The following is a 26,025-nucleotide window of genomic DNA, read 5'->3' as shown; positions in this document are numbered from 1 at the left end:
CTTTCTTCAAGAAACAGTAGAAGAAAGGTGTGTAAATGAAGGTTATTTTCCAATTTGTACAGCAATTTTTTCTTTTTGTTCTTCCTTGTTGATCAGCTCTTTGAATTTAGTTAAAAGAGGTGCTTTTAATTCTTCATCTTTTAACGCAAAAGCAAGGGTCGTAAAAATAAAATCTAATTTTTCCCCTGCATCATAACGTTCGCCTTCGAATTCGTAAGCATAAATAGAACGGTCTATATTCATACGCTGAATAGCATCCGTTAGCTGAATCTCCCCACCTTTTCCAGCTTCCTGCGTTTCAAGATAATCAAAAATGTCAGGTGTAAATACATAGCGTCCAATAATTCCTAAATTAGACGGAGCTTCTTCGACTGATGGTTTTTCTACAAAACCATTCACTTCGTATAATCGGTTTTTATTTGCTTTTGGATTTATAATCCCGTAACGATGAACGGCTTCTTCCTCTACGCGCTGCACGCCGATAACCGACGATCCCGTTTGGGTATACTGGTCAATCAGCTGTTTTAAACAAGGCTGATCTGGGTCTGTTAAGTCATCTCCAAGTAAAACTGCAAACGGTTCGTTTCCAATAAATTGTCGAGCACAGCCAATCGCATGGCCAAGGCCCTTCATTTCTTTTTGACGAACGTAATGAATATTCGCTAGTTCAGAGATATGCTCCATTTCCTCTAATAGTTCGGTCTTTCCTTTTTGATGAAGCAAGTGTTCTAATTGAATATTATGGTCAAAATGATTTTCAATCGCTTGTTTTCCGTTTCCTGTAACAATTAAAATATCTTCGATGCCTGATTTTAAGGCTTCTTCCACAATAAATTGAATGACGGGCTTATTTACAATTGGAAGCATTTCTTTTGGGATAGATTTTGTAACGGGTAAAAAACGAGTACCTAACCCTGCTGCTGGTATAACTGCTTTTTTTATAGTCTGCATATGATTTACTCCTCTCTGTTAGTTATCTAGCTGTCTTACATCTATTACGCTTTAACAGGCACCATCTTGAAAATTTCTTTCACACCTTGCTTGTATCCTCCCGCTGAGCGAAGTGATTCTCCGATTTGTTGTGCATGCTGTTTATATGTGTGAGTAGTTAAAACGTCGTTAACTGTACTTTTGATGAGCTCAGCAGATACATTATTTTTATCTAATTTCACGCCTGCTCCTAACTCCTGCACGCGATCGCCCACCATAAATTGATCCACTGCCATTGGAATAACGACAAGCGGTGTATCGTAGTATAATCCTTCACTGCTGCTGTTCATTCCGCCGTGAGTAATAAATAAATCCGCACGTTTTAAAATTTCTAGCTGCGGTACGTATTGTTTTACAACGAAGTTTTCTGGAATGTGTGCTAATTCTTCAGGTTTTGTATTTTTACCAATAGATAAAATAACTTTACCCTCAAAATCTTTTAATGCTTCTATACATAAGTTATAGATTTCTAGCTGCTGATTAAAAATAGTTCCCATAGAAACAAAAATAATTTTTTCATTTTCATTTTGTAAGTAAGAAGGATCTTCAATATCTAGTCGTTTAACAATTGAAGGACCAATAAACTTGTACTCACTCGTAAATTCAGATACGTGCGGCTGAAAGAATTCTGACGTAAATACTAACGTAATATCCCCTGGATTTGACATAATGTCCATGGAGTCTTTTAACTCCGTATTATATTGGCTGTTGAACTTATTTAATGATTTTTCGAATTGAGGATAAAAGGAAGATTGGTCAGGTTCTGTTTGACCACTTGGCATCATACAAGTTGCTAACTCCTTATTTAACGCAAACGTCGTACAAAGAGAAACCTTTGGAAGCTGAAGAAGGTCGGCCACAGCGGAACCTGCTAAAAGGTGATAATCATAAAGTACATAATCATATGTTTCATGTTTCGTTTCACTCATAATTTTAGTAATAATATTTTCAGATTCATTTAAAAACAAATTCATTATTTCATAGCGGTCATAAGACTCTTCTTTGGTCATACGGTTGCTCATATCAAGACTTGGACGAAAATCTTCGTATTCACGAAATTCCGCTCCTGCTTTTCGGATTTTTTCAGCATAGTCTTCAATGCCGTAATAGACGACCTTCTCCCCTTGAGCCATTAATTCTTTTACAATTCCTAAAGAAGGGTTCACATGTCCTTCACCTGGAAAGCCTATTACTAATACATTTCCCATAACATCCATTCCTTTCACTTAGTTAATAATTAAATAACTTAATTATTCATTTGGTAAATTTATTGTATAGAAACTGAATTTACTATAAATTATCTTTATCGTAAAGTCATTAAGCGTTTTCAACTAAAAAAAGGTTAAATAGGCTCATTTTGGAATATAGTTATAAATTAACTCAAGAAAAACAAATATTGTAAAATTTATCTTGTTTGTAAATAGATGTATGCGCTTCAATATGATGAAAATAAAAAACACACCTAGCTACATTAAGCATAAGGTGTGTTTTTTATTTAGAAGTTATATAACTCCCATATATCTGATGTTTCTGAACCAATATACCAAGCTGCCGCCCCGCCTAAATGATAGTCATTAATTAATTTAACCCGGCGCTGCATAGATGCTTTGTCTTCGAGCCATATTTGATGCTTCGTACCATTTTCGGTGTATTCTACATAGTACTGAGAGGCTTGGCTGTCCCATTTTTTAGTTAACTTTTTAGAAGAGATAATTGCTTCGGCTTCTTTCATCGTTAAGTCTTTTGTGACAACTTTTTTGGTCGATAGATCCGTTTTCCATTCTCGCGTATAAAAAGGAACTCCCAGCAGGATTTTGTGTGCAGGTACATCTTTCATAAGAAGTTCTGTTCCTTCTTTCACCCAAGGCAGCGAAGCCACAGACCCTGGAACCTGACTTCCTCCCCAGTGTTCTTCATAACCCATCATAATGACGTAATCTGCCACTTGACCAATCTGTTTTCGATCAAAGCTTCCTGACCAAAACGGATCATTATTCTCTCGTGTTACGTCTACTGAAACGGTCATACCATGAGGCTTTAACGCTGCTTTTAATTCTTTAATAAATAAAACAAAATCTTGTTTGTTTTTGATATTAATATTTTCAAAGTCAACGTTAATACCGTCACTGTTTGTTTTCACAAGCGAACTTTCGACTGACGATACAAGCTTTTGCCTCTTTGCTTTATTGCCTAGGACGTCACTTGTCAGCACATCATCGAAATTGTTACCGATGAGCGGCCAGACTTTTTTGCCGTTTTTGTGAGCCGTTTGAACATACGATGGATTTATAGAAGATGAAACAACTTTGTCACTCCGCGTTAGCGTAAACCAGCGTGGTGAAACAACGTCTAAGTTCTTTTGTTTCATCGATTCTGCATAGCCTGCTGTTTTTTCATTAAAGCTCCAGCCCATAACTACTGGCTGATGCTTCTTTTGTGCTAAATCAGATTTTTTGATCCAGCCCTTTTTCCCTTCCAAAAGCTGTACTTGTACATAGTAATCAGGAATAATAAGCATTTGTCCAGGCTTAATATTTGTTGATGATAGCTGATTTAACTTTGTTAATTCAGTCGCTTTTACACCGTACTTTACAGAGATTTTCCAAAGCGTATCTCCTGATACTACTTTATGTAACAAGCCTTTTGGTGGTATTTTCAGCGTTTGCCCCGGAGTTAGCTCCGTCGTTTTTAGCTGATTTTGTTTTATTAGCTCGCTGACTGTTACACCATATTGTTTAGCTAGTAGCCATAGTGTATTTCCTGGCACTACTTTATGGGTGATAACTTGAGCTGCATCTCCCGCTTCAGATGAAATAGCAGGAAATTCTTCTCCTTTTTTCACTGTCTGAACAACCGAAGAATGCAAAGATGGAGAACGATACACATTTACATTATCACCTTTGACAGTGCCTACTGAAGAAGCAGCGTCTCCTTTACTTATTGGGGCAAATCCTCCACTGAAAAGACAGAGAATAAGTAGGCTCATACATATTTTCTTCATTTGATAATCTCGCCTCCCCACTTTTTGACATCACCTGTCTAGTTTACTACTCCTATAAGATAGAATCCTAGAGGTACATTGTGGTAAAGAAACGTTTGGGTATACGTCAAACTCAAATAAAAAAGCTTACCGTCCGATGACGATAAGCTTTCGTTTCTTATGCATTTCCCACTACATTTTGATCGTTAATATCCATATCAATTGTATTGGCGGTACTGGCACTGCTTGTAATATTCATAAAGTTTCCTGTGTTCCCGCTACCAGAACCGACTGTTGTAAAAGCTGTACTCTTTGGCTTAATAGCCAGACAATCACCAAACTCCACTGAAGATGAAACCAATACATTCGAGATATTTACGGCTCCTACTACCGATGGCATCTGCCTCTCCTCCTGTTCACTATCTATCTGCTATATGATATGAGCAGAAGGCTAAAAAGTAGCTTTTTCATCTTTTAAATTTTATTAAGGATCAATTCGTTTATACCTTGATTCTGCAAACATATATACTCCGTATGCCATAAGCCCGATTGATACGATAGCCAGCAGTACAGACCCAAAAGGACGCTGCGCTACTTCAGCAAGGGCTCCATCTAACCCTTTCGTTTCATCTGGATCCGCTTGAAGAGCCGTGCGAATAAGAAAGAAGCCAATAATCCCAAAGACGATACTTCGAGCAATAATACCCGCTTTTCCAATATGCCCGCTCCATCGCCACTCTTCTTTTGACATTTCGTTTTTCTTTAGTTTTTTTAGGAAGCGTCCTGAAAGAGCCCAATATACTTGTCCAATCCCAAAGATAATAACGCCGATACCTGTAAGCGCAATGATGGTTTGCCCAAAGGGATAAGATAACAGCTTGGCTGATACCGTTTGATAATGCTTACCTGACGTATGAACGTGAGCATGAAGCAAAATTTTTATCGAACTCACACAAAGACTAATATAAAACGTGGCTACAACTAAATAGCCTAAACGAGTAAAAGCGCCTTTTACACCATGCCCAACGTGGTGAGGGTCAAAAATAGCAGAAATGATTTGCCAAAACGCATATCCACTTAAACCTACTGCCAAAACGATTAAAATTAAAAATCCAAACGGCTGCTTTGCAATTGTGTGTAGGGCTCCTTGAGAAGTAACTAAATCGCCTTTTAATCCGAAAGCTGTCTGAATCGCTAATATACCGATGACAAAATAGACCACACCTTGAGCTACATGACCAAACCGTGAAAAACGCACGACAAACGGCTTAGTGCGTTCTTTTAAGCGATGTAACTTTCGACCAAACGTATCTTTTTTAACAAATGGAGATTCACCCATACGTTTCCTCCTGCTTTTTGAAAACAAACTTTATTTTATAAAACACCTGAAAATAAGCGAGCAAATGACTCTTTCGAACGTTCTACTAAGCTTCGCTTGTAAAATGCTACTGGTTTGATCAAATGACTGTCTTCCATATCTTCTTCGTAATTTTTAATGAGCGTTTGAATCGTCTCTCCCTCAATTAAAAATGCATTCACTTCAAAGTTCAGATGAAAACTTCTCATATCCATATTTGCGGTACCGACCGAAGCCATATCTCCGTCGATAATCACAATTTTTTGATGCAAAAATCCTTTTCTATACGAATATACTTCAATTCCACATCGAAGAAGTTCGGCAAAATATGATCTTGTTCCATATTGAGTCAGAAAGCCATCATTAATTTCCGGCACCATAATTCGTACTTCTACACCTTTTCTAGCCGCAATACGAAGAGCAGTTCTTATAGCTTCGTTTGGAACAAAATAGGGGGTAGAAATCCAAATTGACTTCGTCGCGCTTGTAATCATTGTATAATAATAGTCGCTCATATTTTCCTGCGTATCTGGCCCCGTCGCCACTACCTGAACGAACCCTTCTCCTTCAACACGATGAGGTTTTGTATACGCTTCATTATGAATTAAGCATTCTCCAGAAACGTATTCCCAGTCAAACATAAAAATTGAGTGCAGCGTTTGAACAGATTCACCTCTTAACATCAGGTGGGTATCTCGCCAAAAACCGATTTTTTTATTTTTCCCTAAGTACTCATCTCCTACATTTAGTCCTCCTACAAAACCTACTTCCCCATCAATTACAACTATTTTACGGTGGTTTCGAAAGTTAAATTTTTGATTAAAAAATCCATACTTAATAGGTAAGAAAGGATGCACTTTAACATTCGCTTTCTTCATTCGCTTAATATCTGAACCCGATAATGTAAAGCTTCCCATTGTATCAAACGTAAAGCGCACTTCTACACCTTCGCTTGCTTTTTTAATTAAAATATCAATGATTTCTTTTCCTAACGAATCTGAGTGAAACATGTAGTATTCCATATGAATAAAATGTTTGGCTGACTGCAAATGCTTTTTGATTTCGTTAAACGTTTCTTGCCCGTTCTTAAGGACGTAGGTTTTTGTATGAACATTCATCTTTGTCAAAGATACACATTGAAGATACTGAGCAAAGTAACGCTGATGAGATTGAAGCGTTGATAAATCAGGCGTCGTTTCTTTATCTGCCATCTTTCTAAGCATCTCTCGGTTATGCATACGCTTTTTTTTGAACATATGCCCCTTTAAATAGAGCTGTCCTGAATACAAATAAAAGAAAAAGCCTGCAACAGGGAAGAAAAAGAGGACATACATCCAAACCAACGTACTTTCAGGCGTTCGATTTTCAAGCATAAGTGAATACATACAAATGAAAATGATGACACCATATAATCCAACTAAGGCATACTTCCAATGAATATCAATAGAGGTAAAAAAGAAAGCATAAATTGAAAGTAAAATAATAAATAAAAAAATAAAGTCCAACCGGCGTTTTTTCATAAAAGCTCTCCTAAAAACAAACTGTATTGTATCACTTGCCTACCTTTCATATGAGGTAGTATATGGAATACACAGAATTCTTATCATGCATGCTACATAAAATGTACATATATTTGCACAAAAAGCAGTTTAGCCGCTTAAGCAACTAAACTGAACTACCTCAGACAAGCATCATTCATATACCTATACCCTGGATGGTAAAACAAAAAACCTCCTTACAGGGAGGTTTTTTCACTGGCTTTTCAAGCATCGATGCCTTTTTATGAGTTAGTATAACCAGACTCTTTTTCTTTTTTAGGCCAAACGAAATTAGAAAGAGATAATAAGAAATCAATTCCTACAATAACTGTCCAAACTTCCACTACATTTTGCAGCACGTTAGTTTTTCCATTTGGTACTATATACATCATCGCCGCTAAAAGAGCTGCCCCAATAGCGTAAGCAAGAAGATGCTGTATCCATGATTTAAAATAATGCTTTGCATATTCTTTTCCATAGCGCTTACGAGGTTTTTCTCCGCTTTTCATCACATAATATTGAAAGCGTTCATCTGCCCATTGAATCATACTTTTTCCAAAAGCGATCGAAATTCCAATATACACGGCTGCAATAGCGTGAGCATAAGTCGCTGTAGCACCTCCGTAAAGGTCTACGCCCGTCACAATCAGAAGAAAAAAATCAACAACAGGTGTTAAAGCTAAAATAAAAAAACTGAGCTTTTGTTTTTTAAACATATACCTTGTTGCTAATCCTAAAATGATGACTATCCAAAAAGCGATTTCACATGCAATAATCATCCAGGCTATTAAATTCAAATAATCCCCTCTCTTCCTCTCGTTCAACGAATAGATAATAGGTTTTAAATAAAAAATTTTATGCATAAGCTTATTTTTATGTATATACATCCTGCTTCATAACCCTACGGCTTATTCCATCCTCAGCTGAGTTCTAAGATTCATTGAAACGTATTTGCTAGGCGGGTCTTTTAAATCGATATCTATAATACTCCCAGCTCATTCCTACCGCGACTCCAATCGAATAGGCTAGTATATCGCTCCATAAGAAGCCATACCCCAAAATGAGCCCTCCTAGCGCAGTCTTTCTTATGTCATCAATCCACGGAGCGTGATACAGCTGTGTAAATTCAATGAAGTAACAAAACACTATAGCAAACATACCAATCATTTTTGTCTTCCATGTAGGAAACAAAAAACCCGCACTGACAAAAATCATTAAGGCCCATAACGAATCTCCCGCATATATATTTACGATGTGAGGAAGATACGCAGTAAGTTTTCTTGATAAAAGACCTGCTCCCATGATAACAATAGCTAGAAGCAGGTATACCCATCTATTTCTTTTATTCATTTCAAACTCCTTTTTCTTCTTAAATGCTCCGTAACAATAAGCCTTCACTGTATAATTTTATCAGAACCGCAAACTGTTAAATACCGCTTTTTTTCATTTTTTACAGCTTCCCCCTACGTATATATGACAAGTGTCATAGTTTCTATATGACACGTATGTCTTAAATAGTCAGAAAAATCCCTTTATACTGAGGATAATATACGGTGATGAAAGGAATTTCATATGACTATACAAAAACAAAAGAATTTACGAAAACAAGTTGCACCCTTTGAAAAAGCAGTAATGAAAGACAGCATAAGACAATTGATTAATACTTTTTTACCTTTTTTCACACTATGGTTTCTCGCTTATGAGAGCCTTTCAATTTCTTATTTTTTAGCATTTCCGCTAACTGTTATCGCAGCAGGGTTTTTAGTAAGAATATTCATTATTTTTCATGACTGTTGTCACTACTCTTTCTTTAAGAGTAGACAACACAATAAAATTCTCGGAACAATTACCGGTGTGTTAACGATGTTTCCTTACAGTCAATGGGGACATAGCCATGCCATTCACCATGCAACAAGCAGCAACTTAGATAAAAGAGGTACGGGTGACATTTGGGTGTTAACCGTAACGGAATATAAAGAAGCTTCTATTTGGAAAAAAATCGCTTACCGTATCTATCGCAACCCGTTCGTTATGTTCGGCGTGGGACCTATATATGTATTTTTGATTACAAACCGATTCAATCGAAAAAATGCGAAGAAAAAAGAGAGAATGAACACGTATCTTACAAATGTATTGATTGTTGCATTAGCAGCAGCGACCTGCTGGTTGGTAGGTTGGCAGGCGTTTGTATTAATTCAAGGACCGATTTTCTTCATTTCAGGTTCAATTGGAATTTGGCTGTTTTATGTACAGCATCAGTTTGAAGATTCTTATTTTGAAGAAGATGAGCACTGGGATTATGTAAAAGCAGCCGTTGAAGGAAGTTCATTTTACAAGCTTCCAAAACTTTTGCAATGGCTAACAGGCAATATCGGGTTTCACCACGTACATCATTTAAGCCCAAGAGTGCCCAACTATAAGCTTGAAGCTGTTCATCAACACACACAGCCTCTTCAAAATGTACCAACCATTACACTCGCAACAAGCCTTCGCTCTCTTCGATTCCGTTTATGGGATGAAGAAAACAAAATGTTTGTGAGCTTTAAAGAAATAAAAAAACGCTCAGCTGCACTAAAAGCAAGCAGAATTTCTTCTCAAACAAAAGCAGAACTTTAATAAAACAGTCAAGCTTTCAAAAGCTTGACTGTTTTATCTATTCGCCTAAACTTATTTCATTCTACTTTGTGGTAAACTAATAGTGTATTTTAACAAACAAATGAGGTTCTTTATGAAAAAATATACGTTTTTCCAAAAAATCACTGGGCTATCTCCTTACATATGGACGGTATTTGCCATTTTACCATTTTATTTTATCTTACAGTCTTCATCCATGAATCACATTATTCTTGGCTCTTTACTAACCATCTTATTTTTTATTTTCTATCGTTTTGCATTTGTTTCAACAGACAAGTCCGTTTACGTATGGACGGCTTTATTAATCGTCATTTCCTTAGCACTAACAACGATTTTTAATTATATTTACTTTGCCTTTTACTTCGCTTTTTTTATCGCTTATTTTATTGGAAATATCCAAAAACGGCTCGCTTTCTTCACTTTGTATGCTGTTCATTTGATCAGCACCGTTATTTCGGTAAACTTTAACGTTGTTATGCAAGAAGAGATCTTTTTAAAACAGCTGCCTTTCATTTTTGTAATTTCCATTAGTGTAATTGTACTGCCATTTAGCATTTATAACCGGAAGAAGCGAGACCGGCTGGAAGAACAGCTGGAAGATGCCAATAAACGTATTTCTGAGCTTGTAAAACAGGAAGAGCGCCAGCGTATAGCTCGCGACCTGCACGATACGTTAGGACAAAAGCTGTCTCTTATCGGTCTAAAAAGTGATTTAGCAAGAAAACTTATTGCAAAAGATCCTGAAAAAGCAAAATCTGAATTAAAAGATGTCCAGCAAACAGCGCGCACGGCTCTTAATGAAGTGAGAAAAATGGTTTCTCAAATGCGTGGAATTCGCCTTAGCGAAGAACTAAAACGCGTTCAAGAGCTTTTAGAAGCTGCCGAAATTACGTTTGTAGGAGAAAAGGATATTTCATTAGAGAATGTGTCTTTGCTAATTGAAAATATTCTGAGCATGTGCTTAAAAGAAGCCGTAACCAATGTGGTCAAACATAGTCAAGCCACCGTTTGCACGATTACTTTACATCAGTCTGCAAAAGAAGTAGGCATAACGGTAGAAGACAATGGAGTGGGTATTAATACGAAAAAAACCTGCTGGGAAGGAAACGGGCTTTTAGGAATGAAAGAGCGGTTGGAGTTTGTAAACGGCCATCTTGATATCTCCAGTCAAGGGGGGACGATTATTCATATTACAGTTCCAAACATCGTCAAACATATTAAGGAGGAACAATTATGATTCGAATTGTCATTGCCGAAGATCAGCAAATGATGTTAGGAGCTTTAGGCTCTTTGTTAAATTTAGAAGATGACATGGAAGTTGTCGGAAAAGCTTCAAATGGGGAACAAGCGGTATCACTTGCTAAGCAGCACCAGCCAGACATATGCGTAATGGACATCGAGATGCCACTTAAAACTGGGCTTGAAGCTGCAGAGGAACTGAAAGATTTAAACTGCAAAGTCATCATTTTAACAACGTTCGCTCGCTCCGGCTATTTTCAAAGAGCTTTGAAAGCAGGCGTAAGTGGCTACTTGCTAAAAGATAGTCCAAGTGAAGAACTCGCAAATTCAATTCGAAGCGTGATGGCAGGCAGACGCCTCTATGCTCCAGAATTAGTGGATGACTTATATAGTGAATCTACCAGTCCTCTTACTGCTAGAGAGAAAGAAGTATTAGCTCTAGTAGCTGATGGAAAAAACACAAAAGAAATTGCTGACGAACTATCTATTAAGACCGGAACAGTGCGCAACTATATTTCTACCATTCTGGACAAACTCGAAGTAAAGAATCGCATTGAAGCCATTACTCGCTTTAAGGAAAAAGGATGGTTCAAATGAAAAAAGCATGCATCAAACCGAGATGCATGCTTTTTAATCATTTGGGAGTTTATCGTACCCTAATTTGTCGATGATCACGACATGCTCGGGGAATTCATCAAGCAGCTGCTGTTTTGTGAATAATTCAAAGTCACGGAAATCAAAGCCTGGTGCGACCATACACCCTACCAGGGAAAACGTATTCTCATTTGCGACAGAGGAACCGAAAATGGTATCTCTTGGAACTAAAAATTGAGGAACTTCTCCATTTTCTAAGTTTGTACCTAGTTTTACTTCTTGATAGGTTCCGTCGCGGTAGATAATATGAATGGTTAAAGAACTTCCCCCATGATAATACCATAATTCATCTGATTGCAGCCGGTGGAAATGCGATACATCGTGAGACCTTAATAAAAAGTAAATACTCGTATATAGAAATCGTTTGTCATCAAACTGAGATGACACTTCTTTATCAGAAATTTCATCATTAGAACGATAGGTTTGTTTATAAAACCCTCCTTCTGGATGAGGCTGCAGCTCAAGCTTTGAAATCCAATATTCCCAATTATGTAAATCCATTACGTTCCTTCCCTTCCTTTTTTCTTTTATCATTAACTACATCATAGTAAATCATTCTTTCTAACACAACAAACGGCTTCATTATTCCATTAGGAAAATGAAGCCGCTTACCACCGATATCTTATCATTACATCCTACCCTTTCTGTTAGCACGGCTATATCTATACCTGCTAGAATGACAGCGATGAAATAAATACGTCATATACAAATCTAACTGAAATCGATCTCCCTCAATGAAACATTGAAACGGCTGTTCTTTATCTTGATAAATTTCCGCAGATGAACGCTGCTTAAACGGGACAATATTCATCTCTTTTCCCCCTCAGACAGATGTGCTTTTTAGTGTAAATGCTGATGACAAACGTAATATTTTTTGATAAAAGTGAGGGCTGCCTGTGCATCTTGAATGCCAAGCTTTTTACAAACGCCCGCTAACATGAGCAGTTTGTACATAACCAGCTTTTGATTATTGGTTGCCAGTACGTAATAAACAATCGTATTAGCAACTGCCCGCGGTAATCTTATTTTTTTCAACTCATATAACGCAACAGACGAAGACATGCCTGCTTCGTTTAAAATTTGCTCGGTTGTGTACGTCTCCAAATAGCGAGCAAGCTTTCTTTCTTTATTGTTAAATATACCTTTAGAATCGTTCATTTTCTCTCCCTCTGTTATTTTAATAATCCATTAAACGCTGCATTAATTAGCCATAATGCGATAGCTCCCCCTGATAAATAAGTGCTGAGATAGAATATTAGCTCCATATACCTCCCTCCCATTTCTATCTTACCCCTTCATTTCTCTAGCTGCAGTGATATTCATCACAGTAAAAAGTGTATTGTAGAGCTGCCGAATAGCTCCGCAAAAGAGCTCGTGAGAAAGGTCTCACGAGCTGCTTAGTTAGCATTTTTATTTTCGGATAATGCGTTTAAAAATCATAATAATTAATAATACAACCACAATAACAAGCAAAAATTTCAACATGAGTTGTCCATCCCTTCAAATCAGTAAATCGTCTTTCATTAGTAAGTAGTTACCCTGTTTCGTTTTTTATAAACTGCTGACTGCTTATTTCATGCCAAAAATTATATAATAGTAGAAAATGAGCTTAAATTAGCCCTACATATAAAACATAAACGGGAGTATAACCATGACTGACTATCTTCAAACATTTCTGCTTGAACATTTAGAAGCAGCAGAGCTTATTAGTGTTCTCTTGAACATCCTTATTAGCATTACGGGCGTATTTCCAAGCGCGCCCCTTACGTTCGTAAACGTAAAATTATTTGGTTTTTGGAATGGATTTTTACTTTCTTTTATTGGAGAAGTTTTAGGTGTAGCTCTCTCTTTTTGGCTGTACCGAAAAGGTTTCCGTACACTTGTTCATACCAAAACACCTTCTCACTCCAAGTGGCTAAAGCTGCTGCGCGTACAAGGGAAAGAGAGTTTTATATTCATTCTTTCTTTGCGATTACTTCCCTTTGTTCCATCAGGCCTCATTACATTCTTCAGTGCTGTAGGAAAAGGCTCCTTTGCGGTATTCATTTCTGCTAGCGCACTTGGAAAAATTCCAGCGCTTTTTATTGAAGTTTATTCGGTTTATCATATTTCACGAGGATCTATGCAAGGAAAAATCATCTTGGTGGTTTTATCCATTATTTTACTTTTTTATATAAGTAAAAAATGGAAGAAAAAAGCTTAACAGATTATAAAAAGGGAAGACTATCTAAAAATAAGTAAAAACATTATCCTATGTAACTGTAATAAGATAACGTATTGGAGATGGTCCATTGATTTTCCTGTTGGTTTCTGCAAGTATTATTGTTCCTATTATCATGCTTTTTTTCTCACTAAAGTGGAAAGGAGCAGAACTAGTTTTTAATACGCTAGCCCTTCTTTCAGCGCTAGTATTTGGAAATATAGCCGCTGCTTCTATCTATCGTATCTTAAAAAATCATACTGTTTTTATGACGAGCATTCATGCAATCTTTTTAAATTCAGCTTTTTTATTAACCGGTGCATACCTTGGAATCTATGTATTGTATAAACTGTTAGCTCTGACCTTAAATGTAAAACAGCGTACTATGTGAAAATAGTACGCTGTTTTTTTAAGTGCAGTTTATTTTATGATTCCAGTTGGTATACATAGAGGTGAACCATCAACCGGATTTTGAATGATAGTTGATGATAAATTAAACACATCCCTTATCATTTCTTCTGTAAATACTTGAGCAGGAGAACCTTCTTTGTAAATCTGACCGTTTGAAATACTGATTAAATGATCTGCATAGCGAGCTGCTTGGTTTAAATCGTGCAAGACCATCACAATTGTACAATTTCTCTTTTGGTTTAAGAAACGAAGAAGTTCAAGCACTTCAATCTGATGAGCTAAATCTAAATATGTGGTAGGCTCGTCCAAAAGCAGAAGCTCCGTACCCTGTGCTAATGCCATTGCAATCCAGGCCCTTTGACGCTGTCCTCCAGAGAGCGCATCCAGTGTGCGATGACTTAAATTAGACAGTTTAGTTGCCTGTAAAGCCTCCTCTACAATTTGATGATCTTCAGCAGAATAGCGAGCAAATAAGCCTTTATGAGGGTGACGACCATAATAGCATAGCTCTTTTACTGTTAAATCTTCAGGAGCTTCAGGAGCTTGAGGCAAAATAGCCAGTTTTTTTGCTACTTCTTTTGATGAATGTTGATGAATATCTTTTCCGTTTAAATAAATATTTCCTTCTGTCGGCTTTAATAAACGCGCCAATGAACGAAGGATTGTTGATTTTCCGCAGCCATTTGATCCAATGATTATGCTTATCTTTCCTTCTGGAATGTGAAGGTCAATATCGCGAATAACTGAAGTTGAATCATATGATAGCGAAAGTTTTTCCGCAGTTAACTTTGTCATTACTCTTCCTCCTTTCTCCTATTTTTTCTGTTCACGCCGCAGTAAATATAGAAAATAAGGGGCACCAATAACGGATGTTACGATTCCAGCGGGAATCTCAATGGGCGGCACAACCCCTCTTCCGAGACTGTCAGCAATTATCAGGAATAAAGCACCTACTGCTGCTGAAACTGGTAACAAGAACTTCGACCGACTCCCTACTAACCTCCTACTAATATGAGGAGCAATTAAACCAATAAATCCAATTGACCCAACTACAGCTACAGATAAACCGGTTAATATCACAGCCATACTCAATAGTGTATAACGAACGTACTTTGTTCGCTCTCCTAGGCCAACTGCAATCTCATCTCCTAAGTTTAAAATATCGAGCTTAGATGCAAATATAATAATAAAAGGAACAAGTACGACGCAAGGAATTAACATCAAAAGCTCACTCCAGCCTCTTCCCCATAAACTTCCTGTAAGCCAAAGAAGAGTTGTATTCACGTCATCTGGAAACTTAATCATAAAATACTGAATTCCAGCCTGGCAAATAGCTCCTAAAGCTACACCCACTAAAGCCAGCGTATGAGTTTTAGCTCCTTGAGAATAAGAAAACACCATGAGTATAACGGCGATGACCGATGCTCCTAAAAAAGCTGAAAGCGGCAGCAGAAGCATAGAAGCAGCTGGAAATACAATTAAGATAAAAACGGCGAACAGCCCTGCTCCTTTTGTTACACCGATAACATCAGGAGAAGCAAGCGGGTTTTTTAATATCCCTTGCAAAATAGCTCCTGCTACCGCTAAAGCCGCACCGACCACAATAGCAATGAGGGTACGTGGAATGCGATAATTTGTTAAAATAAAGGAACTACCTTGGGAACTACCTACTATTTGCTGAAAGATTTCTGCAGGGGAAATATAAACGGCTCCTACTCCTAAGCTAATTACAACCGTGATGATTAAACATAGCAATAAGATACTTAATATTTGATAAGGGTGTTTTCTTTTCATTGCTTAATATTCCTCCCTTTTCTAGCAAGATATAAAAAGAAAGGAGCTCCGATAAGAGCTGTTACAATCCCTACTGGCGACTCAAAAGGATAGGCAATGAAACGAGAAAGTACATCGGCATAGACAAGCAAAATGGCTCCTAATAGAGCTGAAAATGGCAGGATTCGCTGGTAGTCTCCTCCTACTAATTTTCTAGCTATGTGAGGTACAATGAGACCTACGAACCCAATTGGCCCCGCAACGGCAACAGATGCACCTGCAAGCATAATGACTAGTATACCTGCAAAAAAGCGAATCCATTTTACCTTTTCGCCTAAACCTGTTGCCATATTCTCTCCTAACACTAGAATCGATATAGAACGAGATGATACAAAAGCTAGAAGAAGACCTAGAGATGACCAAGGTAACAAAATTTTTACATGAGTCCAGTCTTTCCCGTTAATAGAACCTACAAGCCAATACAAAACGTCCGTAGCTTGTTCATTTAACACAATCACTCCTTGAGTAAGCGACGATAAAAATAAATGCACGGCCATTCCGGCAAGTGCTAGTTTCACATGAGTTGTCTTTCCGCCCGATGCGAACAAATAAACCGTTATTCCTCCTAAAGCTGCTCCCAAAAAGGCAATATAAACAGTTGATTGAGAGGTAAAATCAGGAAATAGAATAAAAGCTATTACAATCGCTAATGAAGCACCTGCATTTACCCCAAACACTTGGGGTGAAGCAAGCGAATTTCGTGTAATAGCTTGCATCAATGCTCCAGCAGCTGCCAAGCTGGCTCCAATAAGAGCTGCCAGCACGGCTCTTGGCAACCTGAGCGTCTGTACGATCGTTGTCTGCTTAGAGTCATCAGGAGCAAAAATTGCTTTAATTACTTCTGTAAAACTAACTGCAGAGGATCCCACAGCGACATGTAAAATCATTCCGATGATTAACAAGCAAACACTAGCTACCAACACAATGTATTTATTTATTTTTTGCTTTTGGACAAGATTTGTCATTTCCAACACACTTTCTACAGTTTTCTTTTCTAAACAAATAGAAGCAAGAATAGAATAACTATTCTCGCCTCTTTGTCAGATTCCGTTATATTACTGCTGCTTATTGTTTAGTAACTTAACCGTATCTTTTCCAATTGCCTCAGCTGAAATTACCCCTCGGAATCTTGTCCATAAATCACGGTCTACTACAAACACTTTATCATTTTTAACAGCTTTTAAATTTTCCCAAAGAGGATTTGTTTTCCATTCATCCGTTACAAGTTTGCCTTCATTATTTGCTAGGATTAAAATATCTGGATTAATGTCTGACAACTGTTCTAAATTCATTTCAGCATATGCTTCTTTGTTCTGCACAGCGTTCTTCAACCCTAGCTTTTCAAGAAACTCTCCGTCATAAGAAGAAGACGTATGCGCTTGGAAAGAAGTATCTCTCACAACTGCTGGTAAGACTGTCTGACCACTTTCTTCTTTTAACTCATTTTTTAATTTTGAAATCGTTTCTTCATGCTCATTTAATCGCTGCTCTGCTTTTTTTTCTTTTCCTACTGCTTTTGCAATTGTTTTAAATGAGTCTATATTTTCTTCATATGTAGATTCACGACTTTTTAATTCGATTGTAGGTGCAATTTTGTTTAATTCTTTATAAATTGCTTTATGACGCTGCACATCGGCGATGATTAAGTCCGGCTGCAGGGAACTAATTACTTCTAAATTCGGCTGTTGACGTGTTCCTACTGAAGTATAGTCAATCTTTCCACCTACAAGTTTTTTAATCATATCTTTTTTGTTGTCGTCTGCAATCCCTATTGGCTTCATTCCTAAACCTTGCAGAGCATCCACAAAGGATAGTTCAAGAACAACTACTTTTTTAGGATTTTTAGGAACTTTCGTTTTTCCAAGCTCATGCTGAACAGACACCTTTTGGTTATTATCTGAATTTTCTTTTGAAGAATTTTGATTTGACCCGCATCCTGCTAGAACAAATAAAATAGCAACAATAGTAGCTATACTGAGAAGTCTAATCTTTTTAACTTGCTTCATTTTAATGCTTCCTCCTATGTATATACTCTTGATGACGCTGATAATCATTATCATCAATGTTATCTGTTAATTCAAGATGAGTCAATAGTTTTCTCATAATACGGGACATATTTTGAATAAATAACAAAAAAATCCTTTCACTTCTTTTTGAAAAAGCTTTATTCCCTTCCCTTTTTACGATACACTATGTATAAGTTGACCAAATACAACTTTATTGCACTAATACATTTTAGATAAACTTAATTTTGGAGTGAAAATAATGAATTCGTCTCTATTACAAATGAATACTATATTTATTAGTATTCTTATTGAAGCTCTTCCTTTTGTATTATTAGGCGTGATCATTTCAGGAATTATTCAAATTTTTGTAACGGATGAAATGATGGCTCGAGTTATTCCTCAAAATAAGATAGGTGCTGTCATATTAGCTAGTGTGATTGGAGCTCTTTTTCCAGCCTGTGAATGTGGAATTGTTCCTATTACTAGGCGCTTAATGGCAAAAGGGGTTCCCCTTTATGCTGCCATTCCTTTTATGTTAACAGGCCCTATTATTAATCCTGTTGTTTTATTTTCTACCTTTGTAGCTTTCGGAAATGATTGGAAAATAGTATTTTATCGGGCAGGAGTAGCTTTTATTGTTTCCTTACTTGTAGGTCTTATTTTAAGTGTTCAATTCAAAGCACCTCAGACAAAACGTGAGGTTCATTTGCATACTGCCCCCAAGAAAATGAGTGAGAAAGTTTCACAATCGATTCGTCATACTATTGATGAGTTTTTTTCTGTTGGGAAATTTTTAATTATTGGCGGATTAATTGCAGCCGGCATGCAAACGTTCGTGAAGACCTCTACTTTACTTTCATTGGGACAAGGAAATGTTTCATCAAATGCGGTAATGATGGGACTTGCCTATGTATTATCGCTTTGTTCCTCTGCAGATGCGTTTATCGCTTCCTCGTTTCGCAGTACGTTTACAGATAGTGCTATTGTTTCATTCTTGGTATTCGGTCCAATGTTTGATATCAAGAATACGCTGATGATGCTAAGCCAGTTTAAGACTAAATTTGTCTTTACGCTTTTGGCGTATGTCTTCATTTTAGTACTTATTGTTTCGATTTTAATTGTTCATTAGTAAGGAGGGATTTGGCATGATTCGTATTTTAATTTTAATAGGGTTTACATTTATCTTCATGCACCTTCATGCAACTGGGGATATCTCAAAATATATCAATATGAAATATTCCTGGATTTCATTTTGCACCATCTTTGTCCTTTGGTTCTTGACCATTGCAGAATTAATCTTTTACATGATAGGCCCTAAAAAACATGATGATGATTGTAGCGTCCATAATCATCAAGATGGCAAATGGAAACGAAGAGTATGGTACCCAATTTATATTTTACCTGTACTCACGGTCTTATTTTTACCTGTCGCAACCCTTGATTCTAATATTGTTGAAGCTAAAGGGTTTCATTTTCCTATTTATGACAAAAAGGATCCTTATTCTTCTCATCAATTTTTACAGCCTGACACAAGTTCTTTTTACGGAGAAGAAGCCTATGACAAAATGATTCATCGTGATCTTAAAAAGTTTTCTAAAGGAGAAAATATCAACTTAGAAGACGAGGAATTTTTAAATGCAATGGAGACTATTTACCGATATCCTGGTGAATTCACTGACAAAACCATTTCTTTTAAAGGATTTATGTATCAAACGAAAGAATTAAAAAAGAATCAATATTTTCTCTTTCGCTTTGGTATCATTCATTGTATTGCAGATTCAGGGGTGTTTGGAATGCTTATTGAGTTTCCAGATGATGTTACTTTTAAAAATGATGACTGGGCAACGGTTACAGGAAAAATTAGTACAATGTATTACCAGCCGTTCAAAAAAACCATCCCTGTTGTGAAAGTAACAAAAGTAAAGCGTGAGCAGTCTCCAAAAGACCCTTATGTATATCGAAATAACCAATAATAAAAAGCCGTTCTTATTTAGAAGAACGGCTTTTTACATTAATGAACAAATTCCATTTTTTCTTCGATTTTATGAAATTTCTCATAAAATTCCTGCGCTGAAATCGGTTTGGAGAAATAGTATCCCTGCACTTCATCACATTTTTCTTTATGAAGAAGTTCTACTTGTTCAACTTCTTCTACACCTTCTGCTACGACGGATAGCTGCAAACTTTTGGCTAGTGTAATAATGGCTCTGACAATCGATACTTCCGTTGTATTAGGATCTAAATCTTTAATAAAAGACCGGTCAATTTTCAGCGTATGAATAGGCAGCTTCTGAATATAGCTGAATGAGGAATATCCTGAGCCAAAATCATCAATCGAAATAAATACTCCTGCATCTTTTAAAATTTGTAGCTTTTCGATTGTTTGCTCAACATGCTTCATCGTTACACTTTCCGTAATTTCAAGTTCTAAATATCGTGATTCTAACTCTACTTCACGCAAGACATCTAACACGTAATCAACAAAATCAGTTGTACCAAAATCCACGCTTGATATGTTCACACTCATTTTTAAGGGAGGAAGTCCTTTCAGCTGCCAATACTTATTTTGATGGCACGCTTTTTTTAATACCCATTTCGTCAATGTAACAATAACGCCTGTTTCTTCAGCAATCGGAATAAATTCTGCGGGAGAAATAACGCCCATCTCGGCGTGAGTCCACCGGATCAAAGCCTCCACTCCAACAATATGGCCACTTTGAATATTGACTTTCGGCTGATAGTGAAGCTCCATTTCGCCCAGCTCAAAAGCCTTTCGTAAACCATCTTCAATTCTCATTCGTCGCGTAGTATGAACCTGCATTTCTTTTTGATAAAACAGATAATGATTACGCCCTTGTTTTTTGACTTCGTACATCGCTAAATCAGCATGGCGAACTAGCACCTCAAGCGCCTTTCCATCTTTAGGAAATAAACTAACTCCGATGCTTACCCCTAAATAAACATCTCTCGACAGCACTACAAAAGGAGTGGATAAGCAGTCATTTAATGATTGACAGATTTTTCTTACTTCTTCATCCGTCCTATCATGCAGTAAAACTAAAAACTCATCTCCTCCAAAACGTGAAAGAACATCTTGGTTTCTTAGGCAACTCTTCATTCGATCGACCACCTGAAGCATAAGCTGATCTCCAGCATGATGACCAAGCGTGTCATTTACCTGTTTGAAACGATCGAGGTCTAAAAATAAGAAATGAAGCTTTTTTCCTGAAGCAGCTGCTGAATCAATGGATTTCTCTACAATGTTTGAAAACATACTTCGATTTGGTAAATCTGTTAGCATATCGTGAAAAGCCATATATTGAAGCGATTCTTGAGCTTTTTTCTGCTCCGTTACATCTCTAGTTACTGTCTGAAAAAGGGTCTCTCCATTAATTTGAATGAGCGTAGATTTTACTTCTAAAAAGAGTTCCTTACCTAACGCATTAAACATTTTCAACTGAGCTAATGGAGGTCTTGGCTCATCTTTTCTATCTCTTACTGCCTTCAATCCTTTTTTAATATCAGGAACTTGTTCAGATGAAAAGAAATCATATAACGATTTCCCAACGAGCTGGTCTTCGGTTACTCCTAAAAGCTGAATCATAGCATCATTCACGGACACGACCTCTTCTTCTCGATGGACCATAATTGCCAATGGAGAAGAGTAAAACAAGTTTTCATAACGATTTTTTGCTTCAATCAACGTTTTTTCCGCTTCACGCTCTTGCGTCATATTGCGTATATACAGCATATACTCAACCGTCTCTTCAATCGCTACCGCCATCACCGTTATCTCAACCGTAACTTCTCTATTACTTATCAAAAGGGAGTGCTCAGTCCGTCCGTCTTGTAGAGAAGAAAATTTATAGAAGGGCAGCAGCTTAACAACATCACTCCCGATTACATCTGATGCTTTAAGAGAGAAAAGCGTTTCTGCTGCATAATTGAGCGATAAAACATGTCTTTTTTCATCAATCACCAAAATAGCATCCAGGGCAGATTCAAAAAAAGCCCATTTTAAAACTTCTTGTTTTTGTACGCGTCGATCCATAAAAATGGTTAAAAACACAGCCGTAAATAGGCAGACAACAAAAAAAATAATAACGGCGGATAAATATAGTGGATTTAAAGCAAAACCGTTTGATTGTTCAGGCATTCGCATTCCTGAAAAAGAAGCTGCCTGCATACCCGTATAGTGCATACCAGCAATAGCAATGCCCATAATAGTAGAACAAATAAGCTTAGCAAAAACGGTAAGCTTCCCTTCATTTAGCTTTGAGTAAAAACCAAGCCACAAAGCTGTATTAGAAGCAGCAACAGCAATAAGAATAGAGAGAAAAACGACAAATGGATCATATGAAATCATAATGGGCTCCATTGCCATCATGCCGGAATAATGCATAAAAACAATTCCAGCTCCCATAAAGCTCCCCGCAATGGTGAGTGCCTTCATGCTTTTCTTTTGTTTGTGAATGAGGTAAAGGCCTATATAACATCCTGTTATCGCTCCCAAGATTGAGAGAAGAACAAACCATAAATTGTATGAAACATCTACGGGCAAGTGAAAAGCAAGCATGGCAATAAAATGCATGGACCAAATGCCTACTCCCAATGTAAATGCCCCGCTGATTAACCAAAACTGAATAAATTTTGCCCGGGAAATTTTCACACGATTAGCTAACCCAAAAGAAGCGTACGCCGCAGTAATAGCGATAAGGAAAGAAAGTGTAACGAGTAACTCATTGTACGTCCCTTCTAGTAAATGTGTATGATGATTCATTCATGACCTTCCTTCAATTCGTTCTTTTCTTTGTTATCGGTTAAGGCCTAAAAATATTTACTATTTCAAAAGAACTTCTGTTGGATTTACTTCTTACTTTTTGAGCGTCCTGACAATATCGCGCTCACTTTTTCTTTATTGACGGTGTATAAACACGTACAATCATCTGACTTATACGCCTCTTTTAATTGAAACGAGAATTTTTTTAAAAGCGTAATTGAATCTTTATTATTAGGATCGACCTTTGCTTCAATCTCCCGTATATGAAACTCTTCAAAAGCTTTTTCTAGCAAAAGGCAGAGCGCTTCTGTCATGAGGCCTTTTTTCCAAAAAGGTCTGCCTAAATCATACCCAATCTCTGCTTGCTTTTTACCATAATCAATACGGTTTAGACCGCAGGTTCCAATGATCTCATCGGAAGTCTTTAATCGAATAGCATAGCGTATTGCTTTTCCTTCTTTCGTCAAACTTTGAAGAAGTGCAATCATGCTTTCCGCTTGATAAAGCGTCGTAAAGGGCTCAATATTCATATATCTCGTAACCTCTTCATCCGACCAATATGCAAAAACTTTAGAAGCATCTTTTTCTTGAAGAGGAGATAAATATACCCTCATCTATGTTCTCCCTCCTTTTGATGAATGATGGAGCAAGACATTTTCATCTGCGCCTCTTTCACATCTTAAAAAATCTCACATGGTGCACGGAACATGTGAGATTTGACATTTAACTATTTTTTGATTGTGCATCGCGCAGCTGCGTATATAAACGATTAATTGCTACAGTCATTGACTGTTCATAGGAATGATGATCATAATAAACCGCTATATTTTTTAACATTTCATATGTTTGATGATCAAGCTGCACCTCAAGCGTAATTTTTTCGTCAATTGTTGCTGTTTGCAAATGATGAGGCAAGTCCTCTTTTGTAGACACTTGCTCTGCAATATGAATTGCTTCTTCTACTGTTTCAATTCGGCCGTACTGATGCACCCATCTTCTGCCCATTTCAATCGTATCTTTTACAAACTGACGATTGGTAATGGTATCTTTAATATTAAATTGATGATCCGCCACATATACAGATTGATACAAGATTACACTGATCACTTCGTCTTTTAAATTTAATTTTCTCAGCTCATCAATTAAATCCGCTATATATTTAGGTAAAGGACTAAATGTCCCTCGCACTTCCTTAATTAAATCCATGGCAATGGATTCAGTTGAATTGCGTTTAAATGCTTTTATAATATCTATCATTACATGTTCGTTTGCCATACATACACCACCATTTATGAATCGAATAATTTCATGCTCCTTGCTAATTGGCATAGACATTCACTATTCGTTTAAAATATATACTATTATTCTATTATATAAAAAATATGAATAAGTTGGTATAGGATGAATGATTTATCATTATTTTTTCATAAAATTTTATGAAAAAGAACATGTTTATCTATTACTAGCACAAATCCAGCACTGCAAACAACGGTCTCGCCAAAATCTGAGAAGACAAGCATTTATTATTATTACATGTGAGTTTTTCTTTGATGGAAGACATTAAATAAAAAGAGACCAAACTACCCCCGCTTATTGAAATGGTCAAAAGATTTTTAGATGTTAGATGACAGAAGGTATCCAATATCAGTAATCAATCTCCTTCCCTGTTCATTGTCACTTAGTCCATCTATCAAAACAACGGCATAATACGTTTCGTTACCTCGCATGAGAATAGCACTATCATGTTCCGCTCCCTGTAGTTCTCCAGTCTTATTCGCAGCTTGAAACGCTGATCCTATACGTGCTGGAAGCTTATGCCGAAACTGCTGCATTTCTAGCATTCTCATTATTTTTTCGCAACTAGATTTTCGCAAAAAGTTTCCTTCACATATTTCCTTTAGGCACTTTACTACGTCAGAGGCACACGTATAATTATCAATCCCTTGTTTAACAGCTGTTTCGTCCATCATATAGCGGTTTAAAACGGTTTTCTTTAATCCTAGATTTTTAGCACATTCGTTAATTTTTTCAAATCCTACTAAAGAAATGAGCTCATTTGTAGCTGTGTTGTCAGAAACCATTATCATAAGGGCAAGCAGCTCTTCCACTTTAATATGTGTTAACCGCGGAAGAGCTCTAAGTACACCTGCTCCGCCAACCGTGTTTTTTTCCATTCTTTGAATGACAGATGTTAAAGCCAAGATGCCCTCATCAATTTGACGAAACGCTTCTATTGCAAGCAGCAGCTTGATTGTACTTGCTGCTCGTTGTTGGATAAAAGAATTAATCTGTATGGATTCTTTCCCTTCAATATGAATCCGTATAAGTCCATTATTACTCCGTTTCCATTTCGTAACTGCATCTTCTATTTTCACTCTTGCTTTTTCCATCATTTTGTCGCAGCTGTTTCAATATAGTTGGTACTCATTATCTTTTGATTGTATAAGTGGCAGGCCACAAAATGATTTTCTTCAACTTCCTGCCACTCTGGTTTTTGAGTCTTACAGGCTGCTACTGCAAGAGGACAGCGCGTATTAAACACGCAGCCAGAGGGAGGGTTAATGGGGCTTGGCAATTCTCCTTTAAGAACAATCCGCTTCCGATTATCCTCAACGTCAGGATCAGGAATAGGAATAGCTGACAGTAGAGCTTGAGTGTATGGGTGAAGCGGTTTTTGATATAGCTCCGAACTTGTTGTTAATTCTACTAAATGCCCTAAATACATAACTCCAATACGACTGCTTATATGCTTTACCATCGACAAGTCATGTGCAATAAATAAATAAGTTAACCCTTTTTCTTTTTGGAGTTTTTTTAATAAATTAACTACTTGAGCCTGTACAGATACATCTAAAGCAGAAATAGGTTCGTCTGCAATAATGCATTCTGGATTTAACGCTAAAGCTCTCGCAATCCCTATGCGCTGGCGCTGCCCGCCGCTGAACTCATGAGGATAGCGGTTGGCATGATCACGATTTAGCCCCACATCTTCTAGCAGCTCATACACCCGGTTCAGCATTTCTTTTTTATTGGAATAAAGTCCGTGAACCTCCATTGGTTCTGAGATAATCTCCTTTACGGTAGAACGAGGATTCAGTGAAGCATATGGATCTTGAAAAATCATTTGCATATTACGATGAAAAGCAAATTTCTCTTTCTCTGATAGCTCATGCACGTTTTTCCCTTTATAAAGCACCTCTCCTGATGTACGGTTATACAATCCAATGATTGTTCGCCCGGCAGTGGATTTTCCGCAGCCGGATTCACCAACAAGTCCAAAGGTTTCTCCTTTTGAAATATAAAAAGACACGCCGTCTACTGCTTTCAAAACCTGCTTGTTCGTAATTGAAAAATATTTGCTCAGCTGCTTTACTTCTAACAAATGCTTCGCTGTCATAACTGC

Annotated in this window: 27 protein-coding genes; 7 read left to right on the top strand and 20 right to left on the bottom strand. The window is 37.1% G+C overall.

The genetic code is table 11. The features are described 5' to 3' along the window. Positions 1-42: 42 nt before the first annotated feature. The 8 genes from galU to ACMX9J_RS21835 form a co-directional block, all read right to left on the bottom strand. On the bottom strand, positions 43-951 hold the full coding sequence (gene galU / locus ACMX9J_RS21870; protein WP_416226164.1) for a UTP--glucose-1-phosphate uridylyltransferase GalU: 909 nt from the start codon (positions 949-951) through the stop codon (positions 43-45). Between the two features lie 44 nt (positions 952-995). After that, positions 996-2,198, bottom strand: coding sequence for a macrolide family glycosyltransferase (locus ACMX9J_RS21865; RefSeq protein ID WP_416226163.1), 1,203 nt, complete (start codon positions 2,196-2,198; stop codon positions 996-998). 287 nt (positions 2,199-2,485) lie between these two features. Beyond that, positions 2,486-3,991 (bottom strand): LysM peptidoglycan-binding domain-containing protein, encoded by a 1,506-nt coding sequence (locus tag ACMX9J_RS21860; RefSeq protein ID WP_230683538.1) that lies wholly within the window; start codon positions 3,989-3,991, stop codon positions 2,486-2,488. 157 nt (positions 3,992-4,148) lie between these two features. Beyond that, the gene (locus ACMX9J_RS21855) at positions 4,149-4,370 is read right to left on the bottom strand and encodes a spore germination protein (RefSeq protein ID WP_028413997.1); all 222 of its coding nucleotides are present in this window, start codon (positions 4,368-4,370) and stop codon (positions 4,149-4,151) included. Positions 4,371-4,454: 84 nt separating this feature from the next. After that, positions 4,455-5,309, bottom strand: coding sequence for a DUF1206 domain-containing protein (locus ACMX9J_RS21850; RefSeq protein WP_033578468.1), 855 nt, complete (start codon positions 5,307-5,309; stop codon positions 4,455-4,457). Between the two features lie 35 nt (positions 5,310-5,344). Further along, positions 5,345-6,847, bottom strand: coding sequence for a cardiolipin synthase (cls, locus tag ACMX9J_RS21845; RefSeq protein ID WP_033578467.1), 1,503 nt, complete (start codon positions 6,845-6,847; stop codon positions 5,345-5,347). 260 nt (positions 6,848-7,107) lie between these two features. Next, positions 7,108-7,662 (bottom strand): hypothetical protein, encoded by a 555-nt coding sequence (locus tag ACMX9J_RS21840; RefSeq protein WP_251439043.1) that lies wholly within the window; start codon positions 7,660-7,662, stop codon positions 7,108-7,110. Between the two features lie 157 nt (positions 7,663-7,819). Then, entirely contained in the window at positions 7,820-8,215 is a 396-nt protein-coding gene (locus tag ACMX9J_RS21835) for a DUF2809 domain-containing protein (RefSeq protein WP_251439045.1), read from the bottom strand. 222 nt (positions 8,216-8,437) lie between these two features. Here ACMX9J_RS21835 and ACMX9J_RS21830 point away from each other — a divergent pair, with 222 nt between their 5' ends. The 3 genes from ACMX9J_RS21830 (at position 8,438) to ACMX9J_RS21820 (ending at position 11,335) form a co-directional block, all read left to right on the top strand. Continuing rightward, positions 8,438-9,481, top strand: a complete 1,044-nt coding sequence (locus ACMX9J_RS21830) for a fatty acid desaturase (protein WP_251439047.1) — start codon at positions 8,438-8,440, stop codon at positions 9,479-9,481. Between the two features lie 112 nt (positions 9,482-9,593). Continuing rightward, positions 9,594-10,736, top strand: coding sequence for a sensor histidine kinase (locus ACMX9J_RS21825; RefSeq protein WP_028414003.1), 1,143 nt, complete (start codon positions 9,594-9,596; stop codon positions 10,734-10,736). After that, a complete protein-coding gene (locus tag ACMX9J_RS21820; protein WP_013056197.1) occupies positions 10,733-11,335 on the top strand; it encodes a response regulator transcription factor in 603 nt (200 codons plus the stop codon). Before ACMX9J_RS21825 ends, ACMX9J_RS21820 begins: the two co-directional genes overlap by 4 nt. 33 nt (positions 11,336-11,368) lie before the next feature. Here the strand turns inward: ACMX9J_RS21820 and ACMX9J_RS21815 are convergent, their stop codons facing one another. The 3 genes from ACMX9J_RS21815 to ACMX9J_RS21805 form a co-directional block, all read right to left on the bottom strand. Next, the gene (locus tag ACMX9J_RS21815; RefSeq protein WP_028414004.1) at positions 11,369-11,893 is read right to left on the bottom strand and encodes a cupin domain-containing protein; all 525 of its coding nucleotides are present in this window, start codon (positions 11,891-11,893) and stop codon (positions 11,369-11,371) included. A gap of 127 nt (positions 11,894-12,020) precedes the next feature. Continuing rightward, complete coding sequence (locus tag ACMX9J_RS21810; protein ID WP_047751346.1) at positions 12,021-12,203, bottom strand: hypothetical protein; 183 nt, start codon at positions 12,201-12,203, stop codon at positions 12,021-12,023. 29 nt (positions 12,204-12,232) lie between these two features. Continuing rightward, a complete protein-coding gene (locus ACMX9J_RS21805) occupies positions 12,233-12,550 on the bottom strand; it encodes a hypothetical protein (protein ID WP_221779519.1) in 318 nt (105 codons plus the stop codon). A gap of 493 nt (positions 12,551-13,043) precedes the next feature. Between ACMX9J_RS21805 and ACMX9J_RS21800 the strand changes: the two genes are divergently transcribed. Next, on the top strand, positions 13,044-13,595 hold the full coding sequence (locus ACMX9J_RS21800; protein ID WP_099000087.1) for a TVP38/TMEM64 family protein: 552 nt from the start codon (positions 13,044-13,046) through the stop codon (positions 13,593-13,595). Between the two features lie 88 nt (positions 13,596-13,683). Continuing rightward, a complete protein-coding gene (locus ACMX9J_RS21795; RefSeq protein WP_028414008.1) occupies positions 13,684-13,983 on the top strand; it encodes a hypothetical protein in 300 nt (99 codons plus the stop codon). 29 nt (positions 13,984-14,012) lie between these two features. Here the strand turns inward: ACMX9J_RS21795 and ACMX9J_RS21790 are convergent, their stop codons facing one another. The 4 genes from ACMX9J_RS21790 to ACMX9J_RS21775 form a co-directional block, all read right to left on the bottom strand. After that, the gene (locus ACMX9J_RS21790) at positions 14,013-14,798 is read right to left on the bottom strand and encodes an ABC transporter ATP-binding protein (RefSeq protein WP_028414009.1); all 786 of its coding nucleotides are present in this window, start codon (positions 14,796-14,798) and stop codon (positions 14,013-14,015) included. Positions 14,799-14,816: 18 nt separating this feature from the next. Then, entirely contained in the window at positions 14,817-15,797 is a 981-nt protein-coding gene (locus ACMX9J_RS21785; RefSeq protein WP_028414010.1) for a FecCD family ABC transporter permease, read from the bottom strand. Beyond that, complete coding sequence (locus ACMX9J_RS21780; RefSeq protein ID WP_047751347.1) at positions 15,794-16,801, bottom strand: FecCD family ABC transporter permease; 1,008 nt, start codon at positions 16,799-16,801, stop codon at positions 15,794-15,796. Before ACMX9J_RS21780 ends, ACMX9J_RS21785 begins: the two co-directional genes overlap by 4 nt. Before the next feature lie 90 nt (positions 16,802-16,891). After that, positions 16,892-17,842 carry an ABC transporter substrate-binding protein gene (locus ACMX9J_RS21775; protein ID WP_028414012.1) on the bottom strand — a complete coding sequence of 317 codons (951 nt, stop codon included), beginning with the start codon at positions 17,840-17,842 and terminating at the stop codon, positions 16,892-16,894. A 259-nt stretch (positions 17,843-18,101) separates the two neighbouring features. On the opposite strand from ACMX9J_RS21775, the gene ACMX9J_RS21770 reads away from it, so the two are divergent. Both ACMX9J_RS21770 and ACMX9J_RS21765 read left to right on the top strand, forming a co-directional pair. Beyond that, positions 18,102-18,971 carry a permease gene (locus ACMX9J_RS21770; RefSeq protein WP_047751348.1) on the top strand — a complete coding sequence of 290 codons (870 nt, stop codon included), beginning with the start codon at positions 18,102-18,104 and terminating at the stop codon, positions 18,969-18,971. A gap of 16 nt (positions 18,972-18,987) precedes the next feature. After that, positions 18,988-19,815: a TIGR03943 family putative permease subunit gene (locus ACMX9J_RS21765; protein ID WP_416226162.1), complete on the top strand. Its 828-nt coding sequence runs from the start codon at positions 18,988-18,990 to the stop codon at positions 19,813-19,815. 38 nt (positions 19,816-19,853) lie between these two features. On the opposite strand, the gene ACMX9J_RS21760 is transcribed toward ACMX9J_RS21765, so the two are convergent. The 5 genes from ACMX9J_RS21760 to ACMX9J_RS21740 form a co-directional block, all read right to left on the bottom strand. Continuing rightward, entirely contained in the window at positions 19,854-22,622 is a 2,769-nt protein-coding gene (locus tag ACMX9J_RS21760) for an EAL domain-containing protein (RefSeq protein WP_416226161.1), read from the bottom strand. A gap of 86 nt (positions 22,623-22,708) precedes the next feature. Beyond that, positions 22,709-23,236, bottom strand: a complete 528-nt coding sequence (locus ACMX9J_RS21755; RefSeq protein ID WP_028414016.1) for a GNAT family N-acetyltransferase — start codon at positions 23,234-23,236, stop codon at positions 22,709-22,711. Positions 23,237-23,345: 109 nt separating this feature from the next. Further along, positions 23,346-23,897, bottom strand: a complete 552-nt coding sequence (locus ACMX9J_RS21750; RefSeq protein WP_013056190.1) for a hypothetical protein — start codon at positions 23,895-23,897, stop codon at positions 23,346-23,348. Positions 23,898-24,235: 338 nt separating this feature from the next. Next, a complete protein-coding gene (locus tag ACMX9J_RS21745) occupies positions 24,236-25,015 on the bottom strand; it encodes a serine hydrolase (RefSeq protein ID WP_098113449.1) in 780 nt (259 codons plus the stop codon). Beyond that, the gene (locus ACMX9J_RS21740; protein ID WP_034266569.1) at positions 25,012-26,019 is read right to left on the bottom strand and encodes an ABC transporter ATP-binding protein; all 1,008 of its coding nucleotides are present in this window, start codon (positions 26,017-26,019) and stop codon (positions 25,012-25,014) included. The genes ACMX9J_RS21745 and ACMX9J_RS21740 overlap by 4 nt, the downstream gene beginning before the upstream one ends. Between the last annotated feature and the right edge of the window lie 6 nt (positions 26,020-26,025).

Source organism: Priestia sp. RMT2NF4 (genome assembly GCF_047872835.1).
Classification (GTDB): Bacteria; Bacillota; Bacilli; order Bacillales; family Bacillaceae_H; genus Priestia; species Priestia zanthoxyli.
This window is presented reverse-complemented; position numbering and strand designations above follow the sequence as displayed.